Origin of the sequence: Streptomyces sp. BB1-1-1 (assembly GCF_031597775.1) — a bacterium.
Lineage (GTDB): Bacteria > Actinomycetota > Actinomycetes > Streptomycetales > Streptomycetaceae > Streptomyces > Streptomyces thinghirensis.
This window is the reverse complement of record NZ_CP134203.1, coordinates 6,913,574-6,937,165: the sequence shown is the minus strand read 5'-3', so window position 1 is coordinate 6,937,165 and position 23,592 is coordinate 6,913,574. Positions and strand designations below refer to the sequence as shown.

The following is a 23,592-nucleotide window of genomic DNA, read 5'->3' as shown; positions in this document are numbered from 1 at the left end:
TGCACAAACGCGTTTTTGTACTGGCCCCGGAATCCGCTAGAGTTCATGACGTCGCCGGGACGCGCAAGCGGACCGCACCGACAGGCGGACGTAGCTCAGTTGGTAGAGCGCAACCTTGCCAAGGTTGAGGTCGCGAGTTCGAACCTCGTCGTCCGCTCGCAGGAAACAGGGGGCCTCCCGGGTCCCCTACACTCCTGGTGGAGTGGCCGAGAGGCGAGGCAACGGCCTGCAAAGCCGTCTACACGGGTTCAAATCCCGTCTCCACCTCCAAGGACGATTAGCTCAGCGGGAGAGCGCTTCCCTGACACGGAAGAGGTCACTGGTTCAATCCCAGTATCGTCCACTGATCCGCAAGGATCACCGACCCGTACGGATCATCTCCGTATGGATCCCCGCGCGATTAGCTCAGCGGGAGAGCGCTTCCCTGACACGGAAGAGGTCACTGGTTCAATCCCAGTATCGCGCACGCAGTACTCGCACCACTCCCGGGACGATTAGCTCAGCGGGAGAGCGCTTCCCTGACACGGAAGAGGTCACTGGTTCAATCCCAGTATCGTCCACACACCGAAGCCCCGGCCGTTCCGTACGGCCGGGGCTTCGTCGTGCGTCCGCTCGCTCAGCTGGAGAAGAGCATGCGGCCGAAGCCCTTCTGACGGTGGTGACCGTGGTGGCCGTGGTGGCCGCCGTGCGGGGCGCCCCAGGCGGGGGCCGGAGGAGTCGGGTAGGCCTGCGGAGCGCCGGCCGGGTAGGCCTGCGGGGCGGCGGGCGGGGCCGCCGGCGGCGGAGCGGACTGGGACCACTGGGCCTCCAGGCGGGTCAGCGACTCCAGCTCGCCGTAGTCGAGGAAGATTCCGCGGCAGCCACTGCACTGCTCGATCTGAACGCCGTTGCGGTTGTAGGTGTGCATCGGTGCGTGACACTTGGGGCACTGCATGCTCGGCTCAACTCCTCGCCGGTCGGTCCTGCTTCGCGTTTCGCCAGGACAGACTCTGTCCGGCCGCGGGTCGGTTGCACCCTACTTCGCGAAACTTCGGCTCAACCGCGTGGGGAGCGGGGGCCGATCGAGGCCATCCGGGCGCAGGCGTCGACCAGTGACCGTTCCACCTCGTCCAGGGGCCGGTCCGCCGCGGCCGCCTTGGCGACGGCCCGGGCGGCGGTCTGCGCGGTGAGGGCGCGGGCCGGGACGTCCAGGGCGGGCCAGGGGTCGCCGTGCGGCGGGACGGCCGGGCCGCCGGCCGCGCGATAGGCGGTCAGGAAGCGGTGCCAGTCGTCGGGCGACAGCAGCCCGCAGGCGTACCAGGCCGCCGGGCGGGCCAGGTCCCAGGCCGGGACGCCGGTGCCGAGGTCGTCGACGTCTATCAGCAGCCAGGGGCCCTCGGGTGCGGGGTGGCGTATGAACTGGCCGAGGTGGAGGTCGCCGTGGCAGAGGGTGTCCGTGTCCGGCATGGCGGCCTCCCCGCGGGCCCAGGCGGGGAGGGTGGCCCAGGCGTGCAGCACGGGGGCGGTGGCGGGGTGGTGCGGGGCGGCGGTCCGGAGGCGGGCGACGGCTTGCGCGGCCTTCGCGGGGCCGCGCATGGGGGGTACGGCGATGGGGGCCGGAGTCCGGTGGAGGCGGGCGAGGAGGGTGGCCGCGGCCGCCCAGGGCGCCGCGTCCGGGTCCTCCGGGTCCACGGGGGTGCCGTACGGCCAGGACGTGACGAGCCGACCGTGCAGCGCGACGGGCGTCGGGTCGAGCGGGGGCAGGAGGATGCCGGGGAGGCGGGCGGCGACGGTGACACGGAGGGCCAGCTCGGCGGGGTCGGCGTCCGCCGCGTGAGCCTTGGCGACGATGCCGGCGTGCCGGACGACGGTGGCGTCGGGGCGGTCGGCCAGGGTGGTGCCGGCGGTGCCGGCGAAGGGGGCGCCGCCGCAGGGGCAGTCCGGGGCTCCGGCGTGGGCCCTCTCCCTGACGCGGGCCGTGAGGGCGGGCAGGAGGTGGTCCGTTGTCACGGGCTGAGAGTACGCAGGCGTGCGCCTGCCACCGCCTCTCGCCCCTCGCCCCTGGAGGCAAAAGCAATGCCGGCGCAGCTCCCCAGCTGCGCCGGCATTTTGCCGTCCGCCGCACCCCCGTCCCCACGGGGTTTCATGGATGGATGTCCCCGCCCGGACCGCTCTTCCGGGCCTGGGGTCGCCGCTCAGCGCCCCAGCATCACACCCACGGACGACGCTTGTGTGGCCACTGTCTCCCACCCGTCGAAGACGAGGAGGAGCAGGACCGCCAGGGGCAGGGCCATGAGCGTCGCCACCGCGGGGTGGCGTCGTCCCTGACGGCGGCTTCGCCGTGTGCGGACCAGCGTCCGCGGTACCGTCTGGGCCATGGTCCCTCTCCTGACCGATTCCGTTGTCTTTGGCAGCGGCGGGCGTCTGACCTCGGGGGACGAGTGCTGCACCCGCCGCTTGACCTCAAATCTAGGCGTCCGGAGCTCCCCGGACGTCATGCCCTCGTACCGATTGCCGGGCCTCCCGGAGGATGAGCCATCACCAGCGGTGTACTCCCCTGGGTGGAGACCGGGTCCCGGCTCTCGGGGTCTTCCCGGAGGGGGAGCCCGCCGTGCCCCGGTATCTCCGCGCCGCCCGGTGACTTCGCTCACTTCCGCCGGGTCTGCGCGCACCCCTGTCTCCGCCCCGCGCACGGCCTCGTCCGCCGCCACGCCGCGGGCGGGGGGCGCCTTCCCGGTGTCCTCCACCGCCTCGACCCGCTCCACCTCCCCCGGACCAATGCCCGCCCTGTGGCGGGCGGTTGGGATCACCGGCGGATCGGTGCCGAGCCGCTCCCACGTTCCCTGACCGCTCCTCAACTCTCGCACCCGGCACTGACAATCCGTCGTTCCGAGAGGGCGCGGCCTCTGCGCGCGGGCGGCCGTGGAAACGTAAGCTGTGGCTCGTCACAGGGACCGGGCAGCGGGGATGAACATGGCGATGATGCGCCTGAGGCGCGAGGACCCGCGCGTCGTCGGCTCGTTCAGGCTTCACAGGCGGCTCGGCGCGGGTGGAATGGGCGTGGTCTACCTGGGCTCCGACAAGAAGGGGCAGCGGGTCGCGCTCAAGGTCATCCGGCCCGACCTGGCCGAGGACCAGGAGTTCCGCTCACGGTTCGCACGTGAGGTCTCGGCGGCCCGGCGCATCCGCGGCGGCTGCACCGCCCGGCTGGTCGCCGCGGACCTGGAGGCGGACCGGCCGTGGTTCGCCACGCAGTACGTGCCCGGCCCCTCCCTGCACGACAAGGTCGCCGACGGAGGCCCGCTCGGCGCGGCGGACGTCGCCGCCGTGGGCGCCGCCCTGTCCGAGGGACTGGTCGCCGTGCACGAGGCCGGGGTGGTGCACCGGGACCTGAAGCCGTCCAACATCCTGCTGTCCCCGAAGGGGCCGCGGATCATCGACTTCGGCATCGCCTGGGCGACGGGTGCCTCCACGCTCACGCACGTCGGCACCGCGGTCGGCTCCCCCGGGTTCCTCGCACCGGAGCAGGTGCGCGGGGCGGCGGTCACACCGGCCACGGACGTGTTCTCGCTCGGCGCCACACTGGCGTACGCCTCGATGGGCGACTCGCCCTTCGGGCACGGCAGTTCCGAGGTGATGCTGTACCGCGTGGTGCATGAGGAGGCCCAGCTGCACGGCGTCCCCGACGCCGTCGCCCCGCTGGTACGGGCGTGCCTGGCCAAGGACCCCGAGGAGCGCCCCAGCACGCTGCAACTGTCCCTGCGACTCAAGGAGATCGCCGCCCGGGAGGCCCAGGGCCTGGCCGACGTACGGCCGCCCGCGCCGCGCAGCGGGGAGGCGGACCTGCCCACGGGACGGCTCGCCGACACCTACCCGGAGCGCGCTCAGCGGCGGCCGCAGGGCCGGCCGGGCGCACAGGGCACGCCCGCGCCGCGGAGCACGCCGGGGGCCCGGGGGCCGGCCGCGGCACGCGGTGGCGATCCGTCGCGCGGTGCCGACCCGTCACACGGCGGCTCACCCTCCCGCGGCGGCACGCCGTCCCGCAACGGATCCGCCGTCCGGGGCGGCAGCGCCTCGCGCGGCGGCGGAGCGGGGGCGCGGTCCGGGTCGCGGCCCACTCCCGCCTCCCGCAACACCACCGGCCGGAACTCCTCCCGCAACGACAGCGGCGGACGGCCCTCGCCACGCAGCGGAGCCGGCCGTACGGCATCGAGGACCACGGGAACCCGCTGGCGACGGCCCGCGAACCCGCGGCTGCTGCGGCAGCGGCTGTTCGTGTTCGTGGTCGTGACGCTGCTGGTCGCGCTGGGCATCGCCGCCGCGCAGGGCTGCCAGGGGCCGGCGCGGGGTCTCGGCGACGACCGGGACGGCGTACGGGCGCAGCAGGAGCGGGTGGACGTGCGGGGCCACTCTTCCGGACATCGGGCGCCCGGGCTGTAGACGGGCGGGGGCAGACCGTCGGCGTGGACGGGCGGGGGGCGGACGGTCGACGACCGTTTGCGGTCCCCGGCCGGGTGGCCGGGTAGTCGGCGCGCAGGCCGGGTGGCCGGTGGGTCTGCCGGTTCTACGCCGAGGGCCGGCCCGTCGCCACCGCGTAGAAGGCGACCGCTGCCGCCGCGCCCACGTTGAGGGAGTCGACGCCGTGGGACATCGGGATGCGGACCCACTCGTCGGAGGCCGCCAGGGCGCGCCGGGAGAGGCCGTCGCCCTCGGCGCCCAGCATGAGGGCCACCCGGTCCATCCGGTGCGGGGCGACCTCGTCGAGGGCCTTGGCGCGGTCGTCGGGGGTGAGGGCGAGGAGCGTGAAGCCCGCCTCGCGGACCGTCTCCAGGCCGGTCGGCCAAATGTCGAGGCGCGCGTACGGCACGGAGAAGACCGCGCCCATCGAGACCTTGACGCTGCGCCGGTACAGGGGGTCCGCGCAGTCCGGCGAGAGCAGGACCGCGTCCATGCCGAGGGCGGCCGCGGAGCGGAAGATCGCGCCGATGTTGGTGTGGTCGTTGACCGACTCCATCACGACGACCCGGCGGGCGATGGTCAGGAGGTCGGCCGCCGTCGGCAGCGGCTTGCGCTGCATCGAGGCGAGGGCGCCGCGGTGGACGTGGTAGCCGGTGACCTGTTCGGCGAGCGCCGGGTCGACGACGTACACCGGGGCGGGGGCCTCGTCGATGATGTCGCGCATGGTGTCGACCCACTTGGCCGAGAGCAGCATCGAGCGCATCGCGTAGCCCGCTTCGCCGGCCCGCCGGATGACCTTCTCGCCCTCGGCGATGAACAGGCCCTCGGCGGGTTCGCGCCTGCGGCGCAGTTCGACGTCGGTCAGGCCGGTGTAGTCGTGCAGGCGCGGGTCGTCGGGGTCGTGGATCGTGATGAGGTCGGCCATGTCACGCCGCCCCGTGCGGGCCGACGCCGACGACCTCGCCGACGACGATGACGGCGGGCGGCCTGACCTCCTGCGCGACGACCGTCTCGGCGACCGTGGCGAGGGTGGCGTCCACCCGGCGCTGGGCCGCTGTCGTGCCCTCCTGGACGAGGGCGACCGGGGTCTGCGGGGACTTGCCGTGCGCGACGAGGGTCTCGGCGATCCGGCCGATCTTGTCGACGCCCATGAGGATCACGAGCGTGCCGGTGAGTCTGGCGAGGGACGGCCAGTCGACCAGGGAGCGCTCGTCGTCGGGGGCGACGTGCCCGCTGACCACGGTGAACTCGTGGGCGACGCCCCGGTGGGTGACCGGGATGCCGGCCGCGCCGGGGACCGAGATGGAGCTGGAGATGCCGGGGACGACGGTGCACGGGATGCCCGCCTCGGCCAGCGCCTGCGCCTCCTCCATGCCCCGGCCGAAGACGAACGGGTCGCCGCCCTTGAGTCGTACGACCGCCTTCCCCTGCTTGGCATGCTCGATGAGCGCGTTGTTGATGGCCTCCTGGGCCATGAAACGGCCGTACGGGATCTTGGCCGCGTCGATGACCTCGACGTGCGGCGGCAGCTCGGCGAGCAGGTCGCGCGGGCCGAGCCGGTCGGCGATGACGACGTCGGCCTCGGCGAGCAGGCGGCGGCCGCGGACGGTGATCAGGTCGGGGTCGCCGGGGCCGCCGCCGACCAGGGCGACCCCGGCGGTGCGGGTGCGCTGGTGCGGGGCGACGAGGGTGCCGTCGCGCAGGCCCTCCACGACCGCGTCGCGGATGGCGGCGGTGTGGCGGGGGTCGCGGTCGCGCGCGCTCGTGGTGAGTACGGCGACGGTGACGCCCTCGCTGTGCCCGGTCGCGGGGGTCCAGGCCGTGGCCTGGTCGGCGTCGTCGGACCGGACGCACCAGACGCGGTGGCGCTCGGCCTCGGCGGAGGCGGCGGCGTTGGCGTCGGTGTCGCTGGTGGCGATCAGGGCGTACCAGGCGTCCGCGAGGTCGCCGTCCGCGTACGGGCGCTGCTCCCAGGCGATCTCACCCGCGTCCGCCATGGCCTCGACAGAGGGGGTCGCCTCGGGAGAGACGAGGCGGATGTCCGCGCCCGCCGCGATGAGGGCGGGCAGGCGGCGCTGGGCGACCTGCCCGCCGCCGAGGACGACCACGCGACGGCCGGTGAGGCGGAGGCCTACGGGGTAGGCGGGGTGTTCGGCCATGAGGGAGGGCTCCTCGTCCTGGCGGTGCGGTGGGCGCTGCGGCGATGGAGCGGCCCTGACGTGGGGATACGTGCGGATTCTAGGAGACGTGCGGAGGTGGCACGAGGTCGGTCCAGCGTACGGCGGGGGCAGGGGCGGGGCGGCGGTGACGGATCACCGGCCGCGCCGCCCCTCTCCCGCTCGGCCGCGGGGCTACTTCTCGGTGACGCCCGCCGAGTCGAACGTCGCGACCTCGTGCATCGCCCGCGCGGTGCTCTGCACCATCGGCAGGGCGAGCAACGCGCCCGTGCCCTCGCCGAGGCGGAGGTCCAGGTCGACCAGCGGGCGCAGGCCCAGCTTGTTGAGCGCGGCGACGTGGCCGGGCTCGGCGCTGCGGTGGCCTGCGATGCAGGCCGCGAGGACCTCGGGGGCGATGGCCCGTGCCACCAGGGCGGCGGCGCCGGCGCTGACGCCGTCCAGGATCACCGGGGTGCGCAGGGAGGCGCCGCCGAGCAGCAGGCCGACCATGGCCGCGTGCTCGAAGCCGCCGACCGCCGCGAGGACGCCGATGGGGTCGGCCGGGTCGGGCTGGTGGACGTCCAGCGCGCGGCGCACGACCTCGGTCTTGCGGGCGAGCGTCTCGTCGTTGATGCCGGTGCCCCGGCCGGTGACGTCGGCCGGGTCCGCGCCGGTGAAGACGGAGATGAGCGCGGCGGACGCGGTGGTGTTCGCGATGCCCATCTCGCCGGTGAGCAGCGCCTTGTTGCCGGCCGCCACCAGGTCGCGGGCGGTCTCGATGCCGACCTCGATGGCCTGCTTGGCCTCCTCGCGGCTCATCGCGGGGCCGGTGGTCATGTCGGACGTGCCCGCGCGGACCTTGCGGGGCAGCAGGCCGGGCGTGGCGGGCAGGTCGGTGGCGACACCGACGTCCACGACGCACACCTCGGCGCCGACCTGGGTGGCGAAGGCGTTGCAGACCGCTCCCCCGCCCAGGAAGTTGGCCACCATCTGTGCGGTGACCTCCTGCGGCCAGGGGGTGACGCCCTGGGCGTGCACCCCGTGGTCGCCGGCGAAGACCGCGACGGCCGCGGGCTCCGGGATGGGCGGCGGGCACTGCCGGGACAGGCCGGAGAGCTGGGCGGAGATGATCTCCAGCATGCCGAGCGCGCCGGCCGGCTTGGTCATGCGCTTCTGCCGCTCCCATGCCTCGCCGAGCGCCTTGGCGTCGAGCGGGCGGATCTGTGCGACGGTCTCGGCAAGCAGGTCGTGGGGGTCCTCTCCGGGCAGGGCGCGTCGGCCGTACGTCTCCTCGTGCACGACCCAGGACAGCGGGCGGCGCTTGGACCAGCCGGCCTGCATCAGCTCGGGCTCGTCCGGGAACTCGTCGACGTACCCGACGCACAGGTAGGCGACGACGTCCAGGTGTTCGGGCAGGCCGAGGGCGCGGACCATCTCGCGCTCGTCGAAGAAGCTGACCCAGCCGACGCCGAGGCCCTCGGCGCGGGCGGCGAGCCAGAGGTTCTCGACCGCGAGCGCGGAGGAGTACGGCGCCATCTGCGGCTGGGTGTGCCGGCCCAGGGTGTGCCGGCCGCCGCGCGTCCCGTCGGCGGTGACGACGATGTTGACCGGGGTGTCGAGGATGGCCTCGATCTTCAGTTCCTTGAACTGCTTGGCCCGGCCCTTGGGAAGGGACTTCGCGTACGCCTCGCGCTGACGCATCGCCAGTTCGTGCATGGCGCGGCGGGTGTCGGCGGAGCGGATGACGACGAAGTCCCAGGGCTGCGAGTGGCCGACGGAGGGCGCGGTGTGGGCGGCCTCCAGGACGCGGAGCAGCACCTCGTGCGGGATGGGGTCGCTGCGGAAGCCGTTGCGGATGTCACGGCGTTCGCGCATGACCTTCAGGACGGCCTCGCGTTCGACGTCGTCGTAGGCGGGTGCCGCCGGGCCGGCGGACTGCCGTACTTCCGCCACGGCGGCCGGGTACGCGTCGTGCGGTTCTTCCTGGTCGGCGGCGCGCGTGTCCAGGTCGTCGGCGCTTTGGGCGACCTCGGGGTCGGCCTCGCGCGGGGCGGGGACCGGGGCGACGGGGTCCGGCGCCTGGGCGTCCGCGTGGGCCTCCGGGGGGAGGAGGACGGACTCGGGCGGCGTCGGGGCGAGGTGCGGGGTGGTGGGCACCTGGCCGCCGTCGACCGGCACGAACTGGCCGACGGGCTGGGCGTCGGTCTCGGGCTGAGCCTCGGGCTCGGGCTCGGCCTGAGCCTCGGGCTCGGGCTCGGCCTGAGCCTCGGGCTCGGGGGCGGGCTCTGCCTCGACGGTGCCCGTCGGTGTCGCGTCGGACTCCACGGGTTCGGGCACGCTGTGCGGCACGTCCGCGGCCTGCGGTACGGCGACGTTCACGAGGGACTGGGGGCCCTGGGCGGGCTGCGGCTCGTCCGGGACGGGCTGGACTTCGGCGGCGGGCTGGACGTCCGGCTGTGGTCCGGTGTCCTGGGGTGCGGGCTGCGCGTCGGGCTCGGGCTGCGCGTCCGGCTGCGGGTGTGCCGGCGCCTGTGCCTGTTGTTCCTGTGCCTGTTCCTGTTCCTGCATCGGCTGTACGGCCGTTGCCGGTACCGGTGCCTCCGGGGACGGCTCAGCTTCGGCGTGGTCGGACGGCGTGATCGCGTCGGGTGCCTGGATCTCGGGGGCCTCGGTGAGCGACGGCTCCTGCGGCTCGGGAGCCTCGGCCGGTTCGGCCGGCTGGATTCGCTCGGGCGCGGGTGCTTCGGTGGCCTCGGCAGACTGCGGGTCCTCCGACACCGGCTGCTCGAAGACCTCTTGAGCGGGCTGAACGGGCTCGACGGCCTGGACAGGCTCGGGCGCGGGCTCCGGAGTGACCGCCTCGGGAGCCGGTACGGCTTCCTCCACGGGGCCGGGGCCGGGGCCGGGTCCCGGGTCGGGCTCGGCGGCCTGCTCCACCTCGGCCTGCGGGGCGGACGCCTCCTCCGCTGCGGCCTCGGGCACTACTGCGGCCGCCGCCAGGCTCTCACCGGCGGCGTTCGGCGTCTCGGGATCGGAGGTGGCCTCGTCACCCGGCACCGCGTCGGCACCCACGGGACCGACGGAACCGTCGGCGCCCTCCGCGCCGTCGGCCACGGTCTCGGTCCGGGCCTCTGCGGCGGCGTCGACGTCAGCGGCGGCAGCGACAGCCGGAATCTCGGCCTCGCCGACTGCGCCGGACATGCCGACCTCACCGGGCTCGCCGACTTCACCGGTCTCGTCGGACCCACCGGCCCCACCGACCTCGCCGGTCTCATCAGATCCACCGGCCCCACCAACCTCGCCGGTCCCACCGACCTCGCCGACCTCGGCCTCGCCGACCTCAGCCTCTCCGGTCGCTCCGCCGGTCGCCGCCACAGCCTCCGTAGCCACGCGAGTCACGAGTGCCTGGGCCGCGCCCACCGGCTCGGGCGCCTGTTCCGGGACCGGAACAACCGTTTCCGCATGCGCCGCCCCGTCGCTCACCGGGGACTGCGCTCCCCAGGGCGCCGCCCCCTGCGGTGGCATCGCGGCCGCCTGCTGGACGTCGAGGTACTCGGGACCGGCGGTCGGCGGGCCCGCGTGCCGTACCGGCGCGTCGGCCGGGCCGCGGTCGGCGAGGGAACGGACCGGACTCGCGGAGGTGTCGGGGATCGGCGGGCCGAGGTGCAGCGGCCTGCGCGGTGGCACCGGCGCGGACGCGGGCTCGGGTGCCGCCTCCGGCTCCGGCAGGCGGACGCCGCCGAGGTCGACCGAGCCGCTGTCGCGGCCGGACATCTCGTGCGGGCCCGGCTGGTGCACGGTCTCGACGACCGGCTCCGGCGCGGGCGGCGCGACCTCGTTGCCCCAGGCGCTCTGGGCTCCCGGCAGCAACAACAGGTCCTCGTCCTCGGCGGTGGTCTCGGAGAGGTAGGTGTACGCGCCGGGTGCGGGGACGCCGGGCTGCTCCACCATGCCTGCGTTCTCCGGCAGCCCCTCGCCCGGGATCTGGCCGGTGTCGGTCATGCGTAACCCCTCGCCCATCGGTTAGTGCTTCTACGACCAGCTACACCCGGGACGGCGCACCGACCGCCCCGTAGTGAAGAACGAGCGTGCGTGCCCAGCGGCACGAACGACCCGCCGGAAAAGACGACAAAGCCATTGAGTGGCATTGTCGCGGTCGTTCCCCCGCCACGACAGCTTGATCCGCGACGGCCCGCTGTGGACTGCGCCACGTTGCGCGTCCTCCGGTTCTGCCGTACCACACCCAGCCCGGATCGGGCGGGTTTTTACGGACATTGACCGACGAAGCGCCGGGTGCCCGAGTGCGGTACAACAATCCGCCAGCCTACCCCGCGCGGTATGACAAGCCGATCACGGGGCGCGGTCCGGGAGGACCCCGCTGAGCAGGAACACGACGCTCCGCTCGGTCTCTGTCCAGGCCCGGGTGTCGAGTCCGACGGACTGCAGCAGGGCGCACTCGACCCGGTAGCCGTGCTCCGTCAGGTCCCTGCCGACGAGTTCGGCCGCGTCGCGGGTCGCGGCGTGCGCGACGATGCGCTGCGGCCGCCGGTCGGCGACCGCGGAGACCACGGCCGCTCCGCCGCCGCCGACCCGGACCACGTCGGGCTCGGGGAGGTTCTCCAGGACGTGCGGAGCGGTGCCGTGCACGATCTGGAGCTGGGCACCGAAGTGCCGGGCGCCGGCCTCGGTGCGGGCGCAGGCGTCCGGGTCGCGGTCGACCGCGATGACCGCGGCGCCCGCGCGGGCGGCCTCGGTGGCGAAGGCGCCGCTGCCGCAGCCGATGTCCCACACCAGGTCGCCGAGGCGCGGGCCGAGCCGGGCGAGTTGGGACACGCGAAGCAGGTCGGTCTCGCCCTCGCCGAGTTCGCCGGCGTACGCCTCGGCGGGCAGGGCCCAGCCGCGCGGGCCGGCGGCGGGGTCGCGGCCGGCGACCCAGCCCGTGCCGTCGGTCGCGGTGCCGGGGCCGACGCTTCCGCCGGCGACGATGACGACGTTCGGGTCGCGCCAGGTGTGGTCGGCGGCCTTGTCGGAGGTGACGACGGTGACCCGTTCGCGCGCGGTGCCGAGTTCCTCGCAGATGACGAAGGTGCGGTGGATGCCCTCCATCAGCAGGCCGAGTTCGGCGGGGCCGGCGCCCGGGGAGGTGAGGACCGCGACCTTGGTGTGGGCCCGGCATACGTTCACCGCGCGCCGCAGGGTGCGGGGGTGGGCGACGACCACATGGGCGTCGTCCCAGGGCATACCGGCGCGCGCGAAGGCGGCGGCCACGGAGGAGACGGCCGGGACGACTTCGACCTCCAGGCCGAACTCGGGTGCGCGCAGAGTGCGTACGACGCCGAAGAAGCCGGGGTCGCCGTCGGCGAGTACGACCGCCGTTCCGCGGTGGGCGGCGATGCGGCGGGCGGCGAGGGCGACGCTGCCGAGGCGGATGCGTTCGGCGGCGGGCGGTACCTCGGGAAGTGCCAGGTGGTGGGCGGCACCGGCCACCAGCGTGGCGGCGCCCAGTGCGGAACGTGCCGCGGCGGTCAGCGGCGAACCGTCCCATCCGATCACCGTGACCCGGTCGGCCATCGTCGTCAGTCTCCAGGGTTTCGCAGGTCGTGGTCGCGGAACCGTTGGCCGGCGCGCCCCGTGAGGGTACCTGGTGCGGCCTGGGGGCGGGGCGGTGGCGCTCTCGGAGCCCCCGTGGATCAGTTCCAGTCGGTGAAGGTGGTGAAACCGTCGTTGTCGGTCAGTGGCCCGGCCGCGCCTTCAAGGTCCTCCGGCAGCAGGCTCCACACGATGAAGTCGGTGCGGACCTCCGTCCAGACACCGTCGTCGGTGCGGACGCGGGCTATGCAGGCGTTGCGCAGGACGCCCTCGCTGATGCAGCCGATCTTCTGGGCGACCTGCTGGGAGGCGGTGTTGTCGGCGGCGGTGCGCAGCTCGATGCGTTCGAACTTCTGGTCGCCGAAGAGCCATTGGGCGGTGGCGAGGGCCGCCTCGGAGGCGTAGCCCTCGCCCCGGGCCCAGGGGGCGACGATGTACGACAGCTCGGTGGACCGTACGTGCCAGTTGGTCCTGGCCAGCTGGATGACGCCGACCAGGCGCTGGGTGAGGAACTCGGTGACCGCGAGGTCGAGTCCCCGGCCGGATGTGCGCTCGGCGGGGGCGTGGTCGCCGATCCAGGTGCCCGCGGCCTGCTCGGTGAAGGGCTGGGGGACGTGGGTCCAGGCGGCGACCTGCTCGTCGTTCATCATGGCCGCGAGGGCCGGGACGTCGTCCTCGTCGAGGGGGCGCAGCACCAACCGCTCCGTGCTGATGGAGATGTTGGGGAAGGTGCTCGTCATGCGCCGCTCCGTAACCTGTGTGACCGTCAGGGCCTACTCGAACTGCCCAGCATGCAGCATGAAAGCACTCAACCACACCACGGGGTCCGCCCCGGTGCGGAGCGGACCCCGTGCGCGGCGGACCCCGTGCGGGACCGGCGGTGCGATCAGAAGGAGGGCAGGACGGCGCCGGCGTACTTGTCCTCGATGAACTTCTTCACCTCGGGCGAGTTGAGGAGCTTCGCGAGCTTCTTCACGCGCGGGTCGTCCTCCTGGCCCTCCTTGACGGCGAGGAGGTTGCTGTTCGGGTTGCCCTTGGCGCTCTCCAGCAGGAGGGAGTCCTTGGCCGGCTTCAGGTCGGCCTCGATGGCGTAGTTCCCGTTGACGACGGCCGCGTCCACGTCGTCCAGGGAGCGGGGGGTCTGGGCCGCCTCCAGCTCCTTGAACTTGAGGTTCTTCGGGTTCTCGGTGATGTCCGAGGGGGTCGCCGAGGTGCCGACGCCGTCCTTGAGCGTGATGAGCCCGTTGGCCGCGAGCAGCTGCAGGGCGCGGCCCTCGTTGACGGTGTCGTTCGGGACGGCGACGGTCGCGCCGCTCTTCAGGCCGTCCGCCTTGTCGACCTTGTGGGAGTAGAGGCCGAGGGGCTCCAGGTGCACGTCGACGACGGACACGATGTGAGTGCCGTTCTTCTTGTTGAAGTCGTCGAGGTACGGCTGGGTCTGGAAGTAGTTGGCCCCCACCGAGCCGTCCTCCGTCGCCGTGTTCGGCGTGACGTAGTCGGTGAACTCCTTGACCTCGAGGTCGAGGCCCGCGTCCTTCGCCAAGTTGTCCTTGACGTAGTTCAGGATCTCGGCGTGCGGGGTGGGGCTCGCGGCGACGATCAGCGGGCCGGAGGTGTCGGAGGCGGAGTCCTTGTCCGAGCCGCAGGCGGAGAGTCCGAGGGTGAGCGCCCCGGTGGCGAGGACAGCGGTGGTGATCTTGGCGGTGTTACGCACGAAAAGTGCCTTTCCTGATGAGGTGGTGCGACCCCGTCACGGGTGACGGGGAGTCCGGTGAAGAAGTGGAGCGGCCGGTTACGCGACCTTGCTCACGTCGGCTGCCGCGGGCTCCTCGGCCCTGAGCAGCCGCAGCCTGGGCCCGGCGCCCCCGCGTCCGCCGCGGCGGTGCAGGGTGCGGGCGGCGTAGTCGCCGGCGAACTGGATGAGCGAGATGACGACGGCGAGGATCGCGACGGTGATCCACATCAGCCCGGTCTCGAAGCGCTGGTAGCCGTAGCGGACGGCGAGGTCACCGAGACCTCCGCCGCCGACGGTGCCGGCCATGGCCGAGTAGCCGATGAGGGCGATGATCGTGGTGGTGGTGCTGGCGATCAGCGACGGAAGCGCTTCGGGGACCAGGACCTTGCGGACGATGGTCCAGCTGTTGCCGCCCATCGACTGGACGGCCTCGACGAGCCCTCCGTCGACTTCGCGCACGGCCGTCTCGACGAGCCGCGCGAAAAAGGGGATGCCGCCGATGGCGAGCGGCACGATCGCGGCCTCGCTGCCGATGGTCGTGCCGGTGACCCAGCGGGTGAAGCTCATCAGCGCGACCATGAGGATGATGAACGGCATCGAGCGGCCGATGTTCACGATCTGGCCGATGACCTTGTTGACCAGGACGTTCTGCAGCAGGCCGCCCTTGTCGGTGAGGACGAGGAGCACGCCGAGCGGGAGTCCGGCCACCACGGCGATCAGGGTGGACCAGCCGACCATGATCAGGGTCTCCCAGGACGCCTGCTCCAGCAGTGGCTGCATCTCGGACCAGGTCACTTGGCACCTTCCTTCACCAGCAGGGACGGCTCCTGGTCCGTCTCGCTCACCACGTCGATCTGCAGGCCCTGTTCGCGCAGGAAGCCGACGGGCACCACGTTGTCCTCGTAGCGGCCGGGCAGTTCGATCCGCATCCGGCCGACCTGGAGGCCGCCGATGGTGTCGATGGCGGCACCGAGGATCGATATGTCGATGTTGTAGGTGCGGGACAGCTGGGAGATGACGGGCTGCGTGGCGGCCTCGCCGTGGAAGGTGACGTCGAGGACGGTGCGGTCGGCGCCGGACGCGTCGCCGCCGACCGGGAAGAGGGCGGCGGCCAGCTCGGAGCCGGGGGTGGCGAGCAGCTCGCCGACCGTGCCGGACTCGACGACGCGGCCCCTGTCCATGAGGGCTGCCGAGTCGCAGACGCTCTTGACGACGTCCATCTCGTGGGTGATGAGCAGGACCGTCAGGCCGAGCTGCCGGTTCAGGTCGCGCAGCAGCTGGAGGATGGAGCGGGTGGTCTCCGGGTCGAGGGCGCTGGTGGCCTCGTCGGAGAGCAGGACCTTGGGGTCGCCGGCCAGGGCGCGGGCGATGCCGACGCGCTGCTTCTGGCCGCCGGAGAGCTGGGCCGGGTAGGCGCCCGCCTTGTCGGCGAGACCGACGAGGTCGAGCAGCTCCAGCGCCTTGCGGGAACGTTCCTTCCCGGACTTGCCGAGGATCTCCAGCGGCAGTTCGACGTTGTCCTGCACGGTCCGGGAGGAGAGCAGGTTGAAGTGCTGGAAGACCATGCCGATACGGCTGCGCGCCTGCCGCAGTTCCTTGCCGGCGCGGGGGCCGCGGCCGGCGAGCGCGGTGAGGTCCTGGCCGGCGACGGTGACCGTGCCGGCGGTGGGGCGCTCCAGGAGGTTGACGCAGCGGATGAGCGAGGACTTGCCGGCACCGGACTGGCCGATGACGCCGTACACCTCGCCCTCGCGGACGTGCAGGTCGACGCCGTCCAGGGCGGTGACCTCGCGGCCGCGTGAGCGATAGACCTTCGTGAGGCCCGATGTGGTGATCACGTGGGTTTCCGTCACTGTCGAGTGCGCGGCGCGGTGGTGTGCGCCGGGCACGGGGCGTTGTTCTTCGGGGGCTTGGGGGGTCCTTCGGAACGCGGCACGGTTCTCGCGGTGGCGATGCGCGGTGGCGTGGGAAACCGGGGAGAAACGTGTGCGCGGGGCGTGGCTCGGCCGCGTGCGCGGGGCGCGGTGGCGGGTACGAGCCGGCGCTCGCTTCGGGGCGCGAGGCTCAGGTGGTGCGGGGGCCCTCTAGAAGGCGCACATTCGACACATACAACGAGCACCGGGCGTCATCGTCGCCTCGGTCGCAGGGGTGCGGTCGCTCGTCGTGCTCATGCGATCAGTAAAGCAGACCCATGGTCCTGACCGGACACCGCTGTCCGGATGTTGGACAGCGGTGGACGGTGGCCGGTCGCGGGGGCGCCGATCAGCCCCGGACGGAGATCTCGACTCCCGCCTCGGTGACCAGTGCCGACAAGGCCGACAGGTCGGTGACCACCAGGACGGCGTCGAGTTCGTCGGCGCGGTGGGTTGTGGCCAACGCCACGGTGGTCATGCCGGTGGCACGGCCGGCCTGGAGTCCGACGGGTACGTCCTCGAAGACCACGCGGGCGGCCGGGTCGACGCCGAGGGCGCGGGCGCATGGGCCTGTCCGGCGGATCAGGTCGCGGGAAAGCGACGGCGCCTCATCAGCGCAGGTGAGCGGGGGCTGGTGCGTCGAGCTGCAAGCGGAGGAGGGCGTCGAGGAACTCCCGGGTGCCGGGCAGCAGGTGCACGCCCCCGCCCGGTACGTCCTCGACCTCGAGCTGCCCGATCCGCGCGACGGCCTCCGGCACCCGGCCCGCGGGCAGCAGGTCGGCGGCTGTCTCCGCGGTCGGCCGCCCGTGCAGCTCGACCCGCGCGAACTCCTGCGCCGTGATCCCGTACTCACCGGCCCACCGCGTCCAGCGGCGGCGCACGGACTCGAGGGAGGAGACGAGGGTTCCGTCGTTGTCGAACAGGAGGGCTTGGGCGACGGCTCGACCGGTCCCCGCCGGACGGGGCCGGGGGCGGCGGGCCTTTTGGGCCGTAATAGGGTCGCTGCCATGCTTGACGTCCTGACGCTGGTGACCGGCGTCGCCGCGCTGCTGCTCGCCGCCTGGTGCGGCTGGGCGGCCTACCGTGACCAGCCGACGAAGGACTGGCACTTCATCGGCATGGCCGTGGTCTCGGTGCTGGCGCTGGTCCAGCTCGTGGTCGGGATCGTGCAGCTGGCGCGCGGCGAGGAGCCCGGCCAGGGCACGACGATCTTCGTGGCGTATCTGCTGGGCGCCTTCGCGTGTGTCCCGGCGGCGGGGTTCATGTCGCTGGCCGAGCGCACCCGCTGGGGTTCGGTGACGGTCGCCGCCGGCGGTGTCGTCCTCGCCGTCCTCGAGGTGCGGCTGTATGACATCTGGGGAGGCTGAGATGGTGGCCGCGCAGGCGAAGGCGGACCGGAAGCGGTTGATCAGCGGTCCCGGGATCCTGCTGGTGTGGCTGTACGGGGTGATGGTAGTCGGCGCCGTGTCCCGGTCCGCGTACCAGATCGCGACCGAGTTCGACCGGGCGCCGCTGCCCTACACGCTGTCGGCCGTCGCGGGCGTCGTCTACGGCTTCATCACGTACACCCTGGTGCGCGGCGGCGAGACGGCCCGCAAGGCGGCGCTGGTGTGCTGCGCCGCCGAGCTCGTGGGCGTCCTGACCGTCGGCACCTGGACGCTGGTGGAGCCGTCCGCCTTCGCCGACGCGACCGTGTGGTCGGACTACGGGATGGGGTACCTCTTCATCCCCGTCCTGCTGCCGCTTTCGGCCGTGTACTGGCTGCGCCGGGCCCGCACCGCGTAGCGGCGACCGGACCCGGACGGCTTCGGCGCCTTCAGGCCGTGGTCACGTACGCCTCGGCCGGCTTCTCCAGGACGATCATGGGCACGCCGTCCGCGCCCTGCGCGGTCCCCACCGTCTCGTAGCCGACCCGCCGGTACAGCCGCAGGTTGTTCTCGCTGCGGTGACCGGTGTGCAGGCGGAAGCGCTTGGCGCCGCGCTCCTCGGCGAGGGCGGACTCGGCGGCGCGCAGCAGGCGGGCGCCGATGCCGTGGCCCTGGAGCCGGGGATGGACGCACAGCTTGCCGATGGACGCCGCCCCGTCGTCGGTGACCCGGCCGTGCACCGAGCCGACGACCTCGTCGCCGAGCCGCGCCACGAAGACGCAGTCGTCGGCGACCTCCTGGCGCACGGAGTCGAGGGTCTGGACGAGCGGGTCGATGCGGTAGTTGCCGTACAGCGCCGCCTCGCTCTGGAAGCAGAGGTACTGCAGCCGGAAGATCTGCTCGGCATCCTGCTCGGTCGCCGCCGAGATGGTCACACTCATGCCCATGTGTGCATGCCTCCCGCTCACCTGATCACCTGTGGTCCCCCACTCCTATCCCCGTCCTCAGCGGGCCGCAACCTCCGGCGCTAGCAATCGGCGCAGACATCCCAGACATCGGGAACGTTCCGGGCCAAGACTGCCTTGTGAGATACCCAACTCCCCCGCGATCTCCCGGTATGTGAGGTCCTTCGGCGACAGCAGGGCCTCCATCAGCCGGGGGCAGCGGCCGGGCAGCCGGCGCACGGCGTCGCGCAGGGCGCGGTGCCTGGCCGCGGTGAGCGCGAGCTGCTCGGGCTCGTGCTCGGCCGCGCCGGCGGGTTCGGTCTCGTAGGGCCGCTCGTCGCGGGTCGTACGGCGGGTGCGGCGGGCCTCGATGCGGACGGCGCTGCGCAGCCAGCGATGCGGGTCGCGGGGCGGGCCGTCGACCTCCAGGCGTTCCAGAAGGCGCAGCCAGACGGCCTGTTCGAGGTCGCCGGGCTCGGCCCCCGACGCATATGCCTCGGCCGATGCCTCGGCGGTGAGCAGGGGGCGCAGGGCGGTCACCAGGTCGTGCGTCATATGCGGGGCGACGCGGCCGCCCGGGCGGCAGGTTGCCCGGACGGCCGAAGGTCACCCCAACCGGGGGCGGTCGCTCAGTTGTTGACGAAGTCCTCGCGGGCCAGCAGGCCCGTGTCCGGGTGGTCGGTGAAGACGCCGTCGATGCCGGTGGCGAAGTAGGTCCGGAACGCGCCGAAGACGTCGCCGTAGGCGTCCGGGTCGCTGCCCTTGCGGAAGTCCGCGGGGAGGAAGGGGTTCTCGTTGCGCATCGTGTACGGGTGCAGGATCAGGCCCGCGCGGTGCGCGTCGCGCACCAGCGTGGTCGGTTCGGTGAGTCGGCCGGCGGAGTCCTTCGGGATGATCAGGTCCAGGGTGGGGCCGATGCCCTGCGCGTAGGAGGCGATCTCCTTCAGGCCCTTCGGCGTGATGAGGTCGGCCGTGGTGCGCGGGTCGCCGGTCTCGACGAAGTCCCAGGGGCGGCTGTTCGCGCCGGACAGGAGCACGGCGAGGGGGTTGCCGACGAGCTTGTTCATCCGCTGGATGCTGGTGGGCTCGAAGGACTGGATGATGACGGGCGAGTTCTTCCGGTCCTTGCCGTACTTGCGCAGCAGCCGCGCGAGGCGCTCCTCGGTACCGAGGCCCAGCTTGCGGAAGTAGGTGGGGTGCTTGAGCTCGGGGTAGATCCAGACCTGCTTGCCGCGCTTGCGGGTCTGCTCGTTCTGCCAGCGCAGCACCTCTTCGAAGGTGGGGATCTCCCAGCGGCCGTCGTAGAGGGTGTTGTGCGGGCGGTTGGCCGGGATGCGCTCGGTGGCGCGGAGCGTCTTGAGCTCGGCGAGCGTGAAGTCCTCGGTGAACCAGCCGGTGACCTGGACTCCGTCGAGCGACTTGGTGCGCTTGCGGTCGGCGAACTCGGGGTGGTCGGCGACGTCCGTGGTGCCGCCGATCTCCGGCTCGTGCCGGCAGACGAGGTGACCGTCCCTGGTGGGGACCAGGTCACCGGCCTCGACGATGTCGGCGCCCATGTCGAGGGCCAGTTCGTAGGCGCCGAAGGTGTGTTCGGGCCGGTAGCCGCTGGCGCCGCGGTGTCCGATGACCGTCGGGACGGGCAGGCTCTTCACCCCGCCGCCGCGACCGCCGTGTCCGCCGCCGTGCCGGGCGTCGGCGGCTCTCGCCGTGCCGGACAGGCCGAGTACGGCTCCGCCCCCGAGCACCGCCGCTCCGAGGAGCGCCCGCCGTCCGGTGCCGCCCGCCTGCTCGTCCGACTCCTGCGTTCCCATCAGGGCCCTCCTGCCGTTGACCGTCAGTGCGGGCCGATCGTAGGGGCGCGTACATGACGAGCGGGAGACCGTGGCCGGAACACGCGGGTGCGTGGGGATGTCGTATGGGCGCGGAGAGGCCGGTGGGGCGGGATGTCTGACGTGCCGTCGGCTTCGGGGCGGCGGGGCGGGGTACGCGGTCAGTGGCCGCGTTCGTCGTGGCGGTGCCGGACGAGCCCCGTGGCCACGGAGAAAGGGTCGGCGGCACGGCTCCAGCGGCGCGCCTCGCGCAGTCCATTCGTCGCCCGTGCTTCGATCCGGGCGGTGTCCGAACCCCCGGACCAACGACGCCGGTCCCGGCGGACCAGGACGGTGACGGCAGCGGCCATGACGACACAGAGCACGGCGAGTGCGGCGAGGATCGGCACGCGGTTCCCTCCCCTGTGGGCGCGACCTGCCTCACATCCTCGCGTGGGCGTTACGGCCGCGCAACACCCTGCACCGCAGGTGAACGCACGTCAACACTGGGTAACGCCCGGATGACCCGACGTGCGTGACACCCTCGGCCGCGAGTAATGTCCTCACCTGCACAGACTCATACCGCATCCCCGACACCGGAGGACCCGTTGTCCCGCTTCGCGCTCATCAAGGCAGTGCTCGGCCCGATCATGCGCCTGATGTTCCGCCCACAGGTGGAGGGCGTGGAGAACATCCCGGGCGACGGTCCGGTGATCCTGGCCGGCAACCATCTCACCTTCATCGACTCGGTGATCATGCCCCTGAAGTGCGACCGGCAGGTCTTCTTCATCGGCAAGGACGAGTACGTCACCGGCAAGGGCCTCAAGGGACGGCTGATGGCCTGGTTCTTCACCGGCGTCGGCATGATCCCGGTCGACCGGGACGGCGGCCGGGGCGGGGTCGCGGCACTGATGACCGGCCGCCGCGTGCTGGACGAGGGCAAGGTCTTCGCCATCTACCCGGAGGGCACCCGCTCCCCCGACGGCCGCCTCTACCGCGGCCGCACCGGCATCGCCCGGCTCACCCTGATGACCGGCGCCCCCGTCGTCCCGTTCGCCGTGATCGGCACCGACAAGCTCCAGCCGGGGGGCGCGGGCCTGCCCCGGCCGGGCAAGGTCACGGTGCGCTTCGGCGAGGCGATGGAGTTCTCCCGCTACGAGGGCATGGACCGCGACCGCTACGTCCTGCGGGCCGTGACCGACTCCGTGATGACCGAGGTCATGCGGCTGTCCGGCCAGGAGTACGTGGACATGTACGCGAGCAAGGCGAAGGCGGCGTAGGGCCGCGAAGCGTACGGAAACGGACGGCGGACCGCTCGATGAGCGGCCCGCCGTCCGTGCGTTGTGATTGCCTGGCGGCGTCCCGGCGACGGAGGGGCCGCCGTCGGGAGGGCCGGCGACGGAGGGGCTGCCGTCGAGGTGCCGGGGCGCGTGGACCGGTGCTCCGCGTAGCCCGGCTGGGCGCCGTGTTCGCCTGCGCGGGCACCGTGGCGCCTGCCTGGGCGACGTGTCGCGGGCGCGGGCGACGTGTCGCGTGGACCGGGCGCCGCGTCGCCTGCGGGGGCGCCGTGTTCGGCCGGTCCGCGGGTTCCGGCCCGCCCAGTCCATGGCCGTCGGCACCGGCGCAACGGCGTCGTGCTGCGGGGACGGCGCCCGACAGCCGAGGTGCGGGCCACCTTCCGGGGCCTGTCCCGGCGGGTGCCGACGGCTGCTGGAGACCGGCCGGGTGGCGGGGGCGGCGGGTAGCCGACTTTCCCGGCGGGGGTTTCCCGCGCACCCGGCCCGGCCGACCGGAGGCCCGCCCCGGCCTCCTCGGCCGACTCGGGCGGCTCATCCGCGTCGGGGGATCGGGGGGCTGATCCGGCTCGGGCGGATCGGGCGGCACATCCGGGTCGGGCGGCTCGGGCGGCACATCCGGCTCGGGTGGATCGGGTGGATCGGTCGGCACATCCGGCTCGGGCGGATCGGGTGGATCGGCGGCTCATCCGGCTCGGGCGGGTCGGGCAGCTCATCCGGGTCGGTCCGCTCGGCCCGCTCGGCCGGCACGGTCCGCTCGGCCGGCACGGCCCACTCGGCTGAGTCAGCCGGCACGGCTGAGTCGGCCCGCTCCCTACGGGTGTTCCGCCCCGTCCTCAAGGCGCTGACCACGCAGCAGGAACCAGGACGCCACGGCGGCGGCCAGGAGGACTGCCGCGCCTACGCCCGCCGCGAGGGTCAGGCCGTCGACGAAGGCCTGGCGGGCGGCGTTCAGCAGGGCCTCGGCCGTGTGCGCGGGGAGGTCCGAGGCGGCCTCCACCGCGCCGCCCAGCGACTCGTGTGCCGCGGTCGGCGTACCCTCCGGGCCGGTGAAGTCGCGGTAGACGCCGGTCACGATGGAGCCGAGCACGGCGATGCCGAGGGCGGCGCCTAGTTCGTACGCCGTCTCGGAGACCGCGGAGGCGGCTCCCGCCTGTTCGCCCGGCACGCTGGACAGGATCACGTCGGCGGTGACGGTGAACGAGAAGCCCGCGCCTACGCCCACGACAAGCAGGATCGCGCCGAGCAGCGGGTAGCCGGTGTTCTGGCCGACGACGGTCAGCGCGGCCAGCGCGAGACCCACGGCGGCGAGACCACCGGAGACCACGGCACGGACCGAGAAGCGCCGGGCCGCACGGCCGGCGATCAGGCCGGCCACCACCGCGCCGATGGCGGCGGGCAGTTCGGCCAGGCCCGCCTCGAACGGCCGCCTGCCCTGCACGAGTTGCAGGTACTGGGAGAGGAAGAACACCAGCCCCGACAGGCCCAGGATGGTCAGCAGGTCGGCCAGGACCGCACCGCTGAAGCCGCGGTTGCGGAACAGCCGCATGTCGAGCAGCGGGACCGGCATGGTCAGCTGGCGGCGGACGAAGCCGTAGAGCGCGGCGGCGCCGAGCAGCCCCGCGGCGAGCGTGGCCCACGCGAACCCGTGCGCGGCGGCCTCCTTGACGGCGTACACGACGCCGACCATGCCGACCAGCGAGAGGGCGACGCTGAGCAGGTCCCAGGGGCCCGGGTTCGGGTTGCGGGACTCGGGCAGCAGCTTGATGCCGACGACGACCAGGACGGCCATCACGGGCAGGTTGATGAGGAAGACCGAGCCCCACCAGAAGTGCTCCAGCAGGAAACCGCCGACGACCGGGCCGACCGCCGCACCGGCCGAGGCCGCGGCGCCCCATATGCCCACGGCGAGGCTGCGTTCGCGCGGGTCGTGGAAGAGGTTGCGGATCAGGGCGAGGGTGGCGGGCATCAGGGTGGCGCCCGCGACGCCGAGCAGGGCCCGGGCGACGATCATCAGCTCGGGCGTGGACGCGTAGGCGTTGAGGACCGAGATCGCGCCGAACGCCGTGGCGCCGATGAGCAGGATGCGCTTGCGGCCGATGCGGTCGCCGAGGCTGCCCATGGAGACCAGCAGGCCGGCGATGACGAAGGAGTAGACGTCGCCGATCCAGAGCAGCTGGGTGCCGGAGGGCGCGAGATCCTCACTGATGTAGGGGGTGGCGAGACCGAGAACGGTCGCGTCGACGGCCACCAGCAGCACGGCCAGCACGAGGACGGACAGCGCGAGCCAGCGGCCGGGGCGCTTCACCGCCTCGTTCGACTGCGCCGACTGCAGGGTGCGGGTCATG

At 73.1% G+C, this 23,592-nt stretch carries 19 protein-coding genes, 5 tRNA genes and 2 pseudogenes; 9 read left to right on the top strand and 17 right to left on the bottom strand.

Features of this window, described 5'->3' with window-relative positions:
- Positions 1–84 precede the first annotated feature (84 nt).
- The 5 genes from RI578_RS31800 (at position 85) to RI578_RS31780 (ending at position 560) form a co-directional block, all read left to right on the top strand.
- Positions 85–157 (top strand) — tRNA-Gly (locus RI578_RS31800).
- A gap of 39 nt (positions 158–196) precedes the next feature.
- A tRNA-Cys gene (locus RI578_RS31795) sits at positions 197–270 on the top strand.
- A 1-nt stretch (position 271) separates the two neighbouring features.
- Positions 272–343: transfer RNA gene (locus RI578_RS31790), tRNA-Val, on the top strand.
- A gap of 51 nt (positions 344–394) precedes the next feature.
- Positions 395–466 (top strand) — tRNA-Val (locus tag RI578_RS31785).
- A gap of 22 nt (positions 467–488) precedes the next feature.
- Positions 489–560: transfer RNA gene (locus tag RI578_RS31780), tRNA-Val, on the top strand.
- Positions 561–616: 56 nt separating this feature from the next.
- On the opposite strand, the gene RI578_RS31775 is transcribed toward RI578_RS31780, so the two are convergent.
- The 3 genes from RI578_RS31775 to RI578_RS31765 form a co-directional block, all read right to left on the bottom strand.
- On the bottom strand, positions 617–934 hold the full coding sequence (locus RI578_RS31775; protein ID WP_310874270.1) for a zf-TFIIB domain-containing protein: 318 nt from the start codon (positions 932–934) through the stop codon (positions 617–619).
- 101 nt (positions 935–1,035) lie between these two features.
- Positions 1,036–1,989, bottom strand: coding sequence for a phosphotransferase (locus RI578_RS31770; protein ID WP_310874269.1), 954 nt, complete (start codon positions 1,987–1,989; stop codon positions 1,036–1,038).
- A 185-nt stretch (positions 1,990–2,174) separates the two neighbouring features.
- Positions 2,175–2,357: a hypothetical protein gene (locus tag RI578_RS31765; RefSeq protein ID WP_310874268.1), complete on the bottom strand. Its 183-nt coding sequence runs from the start codon at positions 2,355–2,357 to the stop codon at positions 2,175–2,177.
- A 589-nt stretch (positions 2,358–2,946) separates the two neighbouring features.
- Here RI578_RS31765 and RI578_RS31760 point away from each other — a divergent pair.
- The gene (locus RI578_RS31760) at positions 2,947–4,419 is read left to right on the top strand and encodes a protein kinase domain-containing protein (RefSeq protein WP_310875910.1); all 1,473 of its coding nucleotides are present in this window, start codon (positions 2,947–2,949) and stop codon (positions 4,417–4,419) included.
- A gap of 124 nt (positions 4,420–4,543) precedes the next feature.
- On the opposite strand, the gene RI578_RS31755 is transcribed toward RI578_RS31760, so the two are convergent.
- The 9 genes and pseudogenes from RI578_RS31755 to RI578_RS31715 form a co-directional block, all read right to left on the bottom strand.
- The gene (locus RI578_RS31755; protein WP_310874267.1) at positions 4,544–5,362 is read right to left on the bottom strand and encodes an RNA methyltransferase; all 819 of its coding nucleotides are present in this window, start codon (positions 5,360–5,362) and stop codon (positions 4,544–4,546) included.
- 1 nt (position 5,363) lies between these two features.
- Complete coding sequence (cobA, locus tag RI578_RS31750) at positions 5,364–6,596, bottom strand: uroporphyrinogen-III C-methyltransferase (protein ID WP_310874266.1); 1,233 nt, start codon at positions 6,594–6,596, stop codon at positions 5,364–5,366.
- A gap of 192 nt (positions 6,597–6,788) precedes the next feature.
- Positions 6,789–10,595, bottom strand: coding sequence for a nicotinate-nucleotide--dimethylbenzimidazole phosphoribosyltransferase (gene cobT / locus RI578_RS31745; protein ID WP_310874265.1), 3,807 nt, complete (start codon positions 10,593–10,595; stop codon positions 6,789–6,791).
- A gap of 348 nt (positions 10,596–10,943) precedes the next feature.
- Positions 10,944–12,164, bottom strand: coding sequence for a precorrin-6y C5,15-methyltransferase (decarboxylating) subunit CbiE (cbiE, locus tag RI578_RS31740; protein WP_310874264.1), 1,221 nt, complete (start codon positions 12,162–12,164; stop codon positions 10,944–10,946).
- Positions 12,165–12,283: 119 nt separating this feature from the next.
- Positions 12,284–12,922, bottom strand: a complete 639-nt coding sequence (locus tag RI578_RS31735; protein ID WP_310874263.1) for a GNAT family N-acetyltransferase — start codon at positions 12,920–12,922, stop codon at positions 12,284–12,286.
- 146 nt (positions 12,923–13,068) lie between these two features.
- Positions 13,069–13,896: a MetQ/NlpA family ABC transporter substrate-binding protein gene (locus RI578_RS31730; protein WP_310874262.1), complete on the bottom strand. Its 828-nt coding sequence runs from the start codon at positions 13,894–13,896 to the stop codon at positions 13,069–13,071.
- Positions 13,897–13,974: 78 nt separating this feature from the next.
- Positions 13,975–14,712, bottom strand: a complete 738-nt coding sequence (locus RI578_RS31725; protein WP_310874261.1) for a methionine ABC transporter permease — start codon at positions 14,710–14,712, stop codon at positions 13,975–13,977.
- Complete coding sequence (locus RI578_RS31720) at positions 14,709–15,755, bottom strand: ATP-binding cassette domain-containing protein (protein WP_310874260.1); 1,047 nt, start codon at positions 15,753–15,755, stop codon at positions 14,709–14,711. Before RI578_RS31720 ends, RI578_RS31725 begins: the two co-directional genes overlap by 4 nt.
- A 424-nt stretch (positions 15,756–16,179) precedes the next feature.
- Positions 16,180–16,825, bottom strand: a pseudogene (locus RI578_RS31715) (HAD family hydrolase).
- A gap of 12 nt (positions 16,826–16,837) precedes the next feature.
- Here RI578_RS31715 and RI578_RS31710 point away from each other — a divergent pair.
- Together RI578_RS31710 and RI578_RS31705 are read left to right on the top strand one after the other, a co-directional pair.
- Complete coding sequence (locus RI578_RS31710) at positions 16,838–17,197, top strand: hypothetical protein (protein WP_210961514.1); 360 nt, start codon at positions 16,838–16,840, stop codon at positions 17,195–17,197.
- A complete protein-coding gene (locus RI578_RS31705) occupies positions 17,178–17,615 on the top strand; it encodes a hypothetical protein (RefSeq protein WP_310874259.1) in 438 nt (145 codons plus the stop codon). Before RI578_RS31710 ends, RI578_RS31705 begins: the two co-directional genes overlap by 20 nt.
- 31 nt (positions 17,616–17,646) lie before the next feature.
- Here RI578_RS31705 and RI578_RS31700 read toward each other — a convergent pair whose 3' ends face one another.
- The 4 genes from RI578_RS31700 to RI578_RS31685 form a co-directional block, all read right to left on the bottom strand.
- Positions 17,647–18,144 (bottom strand): GNAT family N-acetyltransferase, encoded by a 498-nt coding sequence (locus RI578_RS31700; protein ID WP_310874258.1) that lies wholly within the window; start codon positions 18,142–18,144, stop codon positions 17,647–17,649.
- Positions 18,145–18,201: 57 nt separating this feature from the next.
- Complete coding sequence (locus RI578_RS31695) at positions 18,202–18,696, bottom strand: sigma-70 family RNA polymerase sigma factor (RefSeq protein ID WP_310874257.1); 495 nt, start codon at positions 18,694–18,696, stop codon at positions 18,202–18,204.
- Between the two features lie 74 nt (positions 18,697–18,770).
- Positions 18,771–19,952, bottom strand: coding sequence for a glycerophosphodiester phosphodiesterase (locus RI578_RS31690; protein ID WP_310874256.1), 1,182 nt, complete (start codon positions 19,950–19,952; stop codon positions 18,771–18,773).
- 179 nt (positions 19,953–20,131) lie between these two features.
- Positions 20,132–20,359 (bottom strand): hypothetical protein, encoded by a 228-nt coding sequence (locus RI578_RS31685; protein ID WP_310874255.1) that lies wholly within the window; start codon positions 20,357–20,359, stop codon positions 20,132–20,134.
- 125 nt (positions 20,360–20,484) lie between these two features.
- On the opposite strand from RI578_RS31685, the pseudogene RI578_RS31680 reads away from it, so the two are divergent.
- Positions 20,485–21,229 (top strand): annotated as a pseudogene (locus RI578_RS31680) (lysophospholipid acyltransferase family protein).
- 829 nt (positions 21,230–22,058) lie between these two features.
- Here RI578_RS31680 and RI578_RS31675 read toward each other — a convergent pair.
- Positions 22,059–23,591, bottom strand: a complete 1,533-nt coding sequence (locus tag RI578_RS31675; RefSeq protein WP_310874254.1) for an MFS transporter — start codon at positions 23,589–23,591, stop codon at positions 22,059–22,061.
- Between the last annotated feature and the right edge of the window lies 1 nt (position 23,592).

Excerpts from the sequence above, each read along its gene's own strand:
- RI578_RS31775 (WP_310874270.1), bottom strand. The coding sequence starts at position 934 with ATGCAGTGCCCCAAGTGTCACGCACCGATGCACACCTACAACCGCAAC.
- RI578_RS31765 (WP_310874268.1), bottom strand. The coding sequence starts at position 2,357 with ATGGCCCAGACGGTACCGCGGACGCTGGTCCGCACACGGCGAAGCCGC.
- RI578_RS31760 (WP_310875910.1), top strand. The coding sequence starts at position 2,947 with ATGAACATGGCGATGATGCGCCTGAGGCGCGAGGACCCGCGCGTCGTC.
- RI578_RS31755 (WP_310874267.1), bottom strand. The coding sequence starts at position 5,362 with ATGGCCGACCTCATCACGATCCACGACCCCGACGACCCGCGCCTGCAC.
- cobA (WP_310874266.1), bottom strand. The coding sequence starts at position 6,596 with ATGGCCGAACACCCCGCCTACCCCGTAGGCCTCCGCCTCACCGGCCGT.
- cobT (WP_310874265.1), bottom strand. The coding sequence starts at position 10,595 with ATGACCGACACCGGCCAGATCCCGGGCGAGGGGCTGCCGGAGAACGCA.
- cbiE (WP_310874264.1), bottom strand. The coding sequence starts at position 12,164 with ATGGCCGACCGGGTCACGGTGATCGGATGGGACGGTTCGCCGCTGACC.
- RI578_RS31735 (WP_310874263.1), bottom strand. The coding sequence starts at position 12,922 with ATGACGAGCACCTTCCCCAACATCTCCATCAGCACGGAGCGGTTGGTG.
- RI578_RS31710 (WP_210961514.1), top strand. The coding sequence starts at position 16,838 with ATGCTTGACGTCCTGACGCTGGTGACCGGCGTCGCCGCGCTGCTGCTC.
- RI578_RS31705 (WP_310874259.1), top strand. The coding sequence starts at position 17,178 with ATGACATCTGGGGAGGCTGAGATGGTGGCCGCGCAGGCGAAGGCGGAC.
- RI578_RS31700 (WP_310874258.1), bottom strand. The coding sequence starts at position 18,144 with ATGGGCATGAGTGTGACCATCTCGGCGGCGACCGAGCAGGATGCCGAG.
- RI578_RS31695 (WP_310874257.1), bottom strand. The coding sequence starts at position 18,696 with ATGACGCACGACCTGGTGACCGCCCTGCGCCCCCTGCTCACCGCCGAG.
- RI578_RS31690 (WP_310874256.1), bottom strand. The coding sequence starts at position 19,952 with ATGGGAACGCAGGAGTCGGACGAGCAGGCGGGCGGCACCGGACGGCGG.
- RI578_RS31675 (WP_310874254.1), bottom strand. The coding sequence starts at position 23,591 with ATGACCCGCACCCTGCAGTCGGCGCAGTCGAACGAGGCGGTGAAGCGC.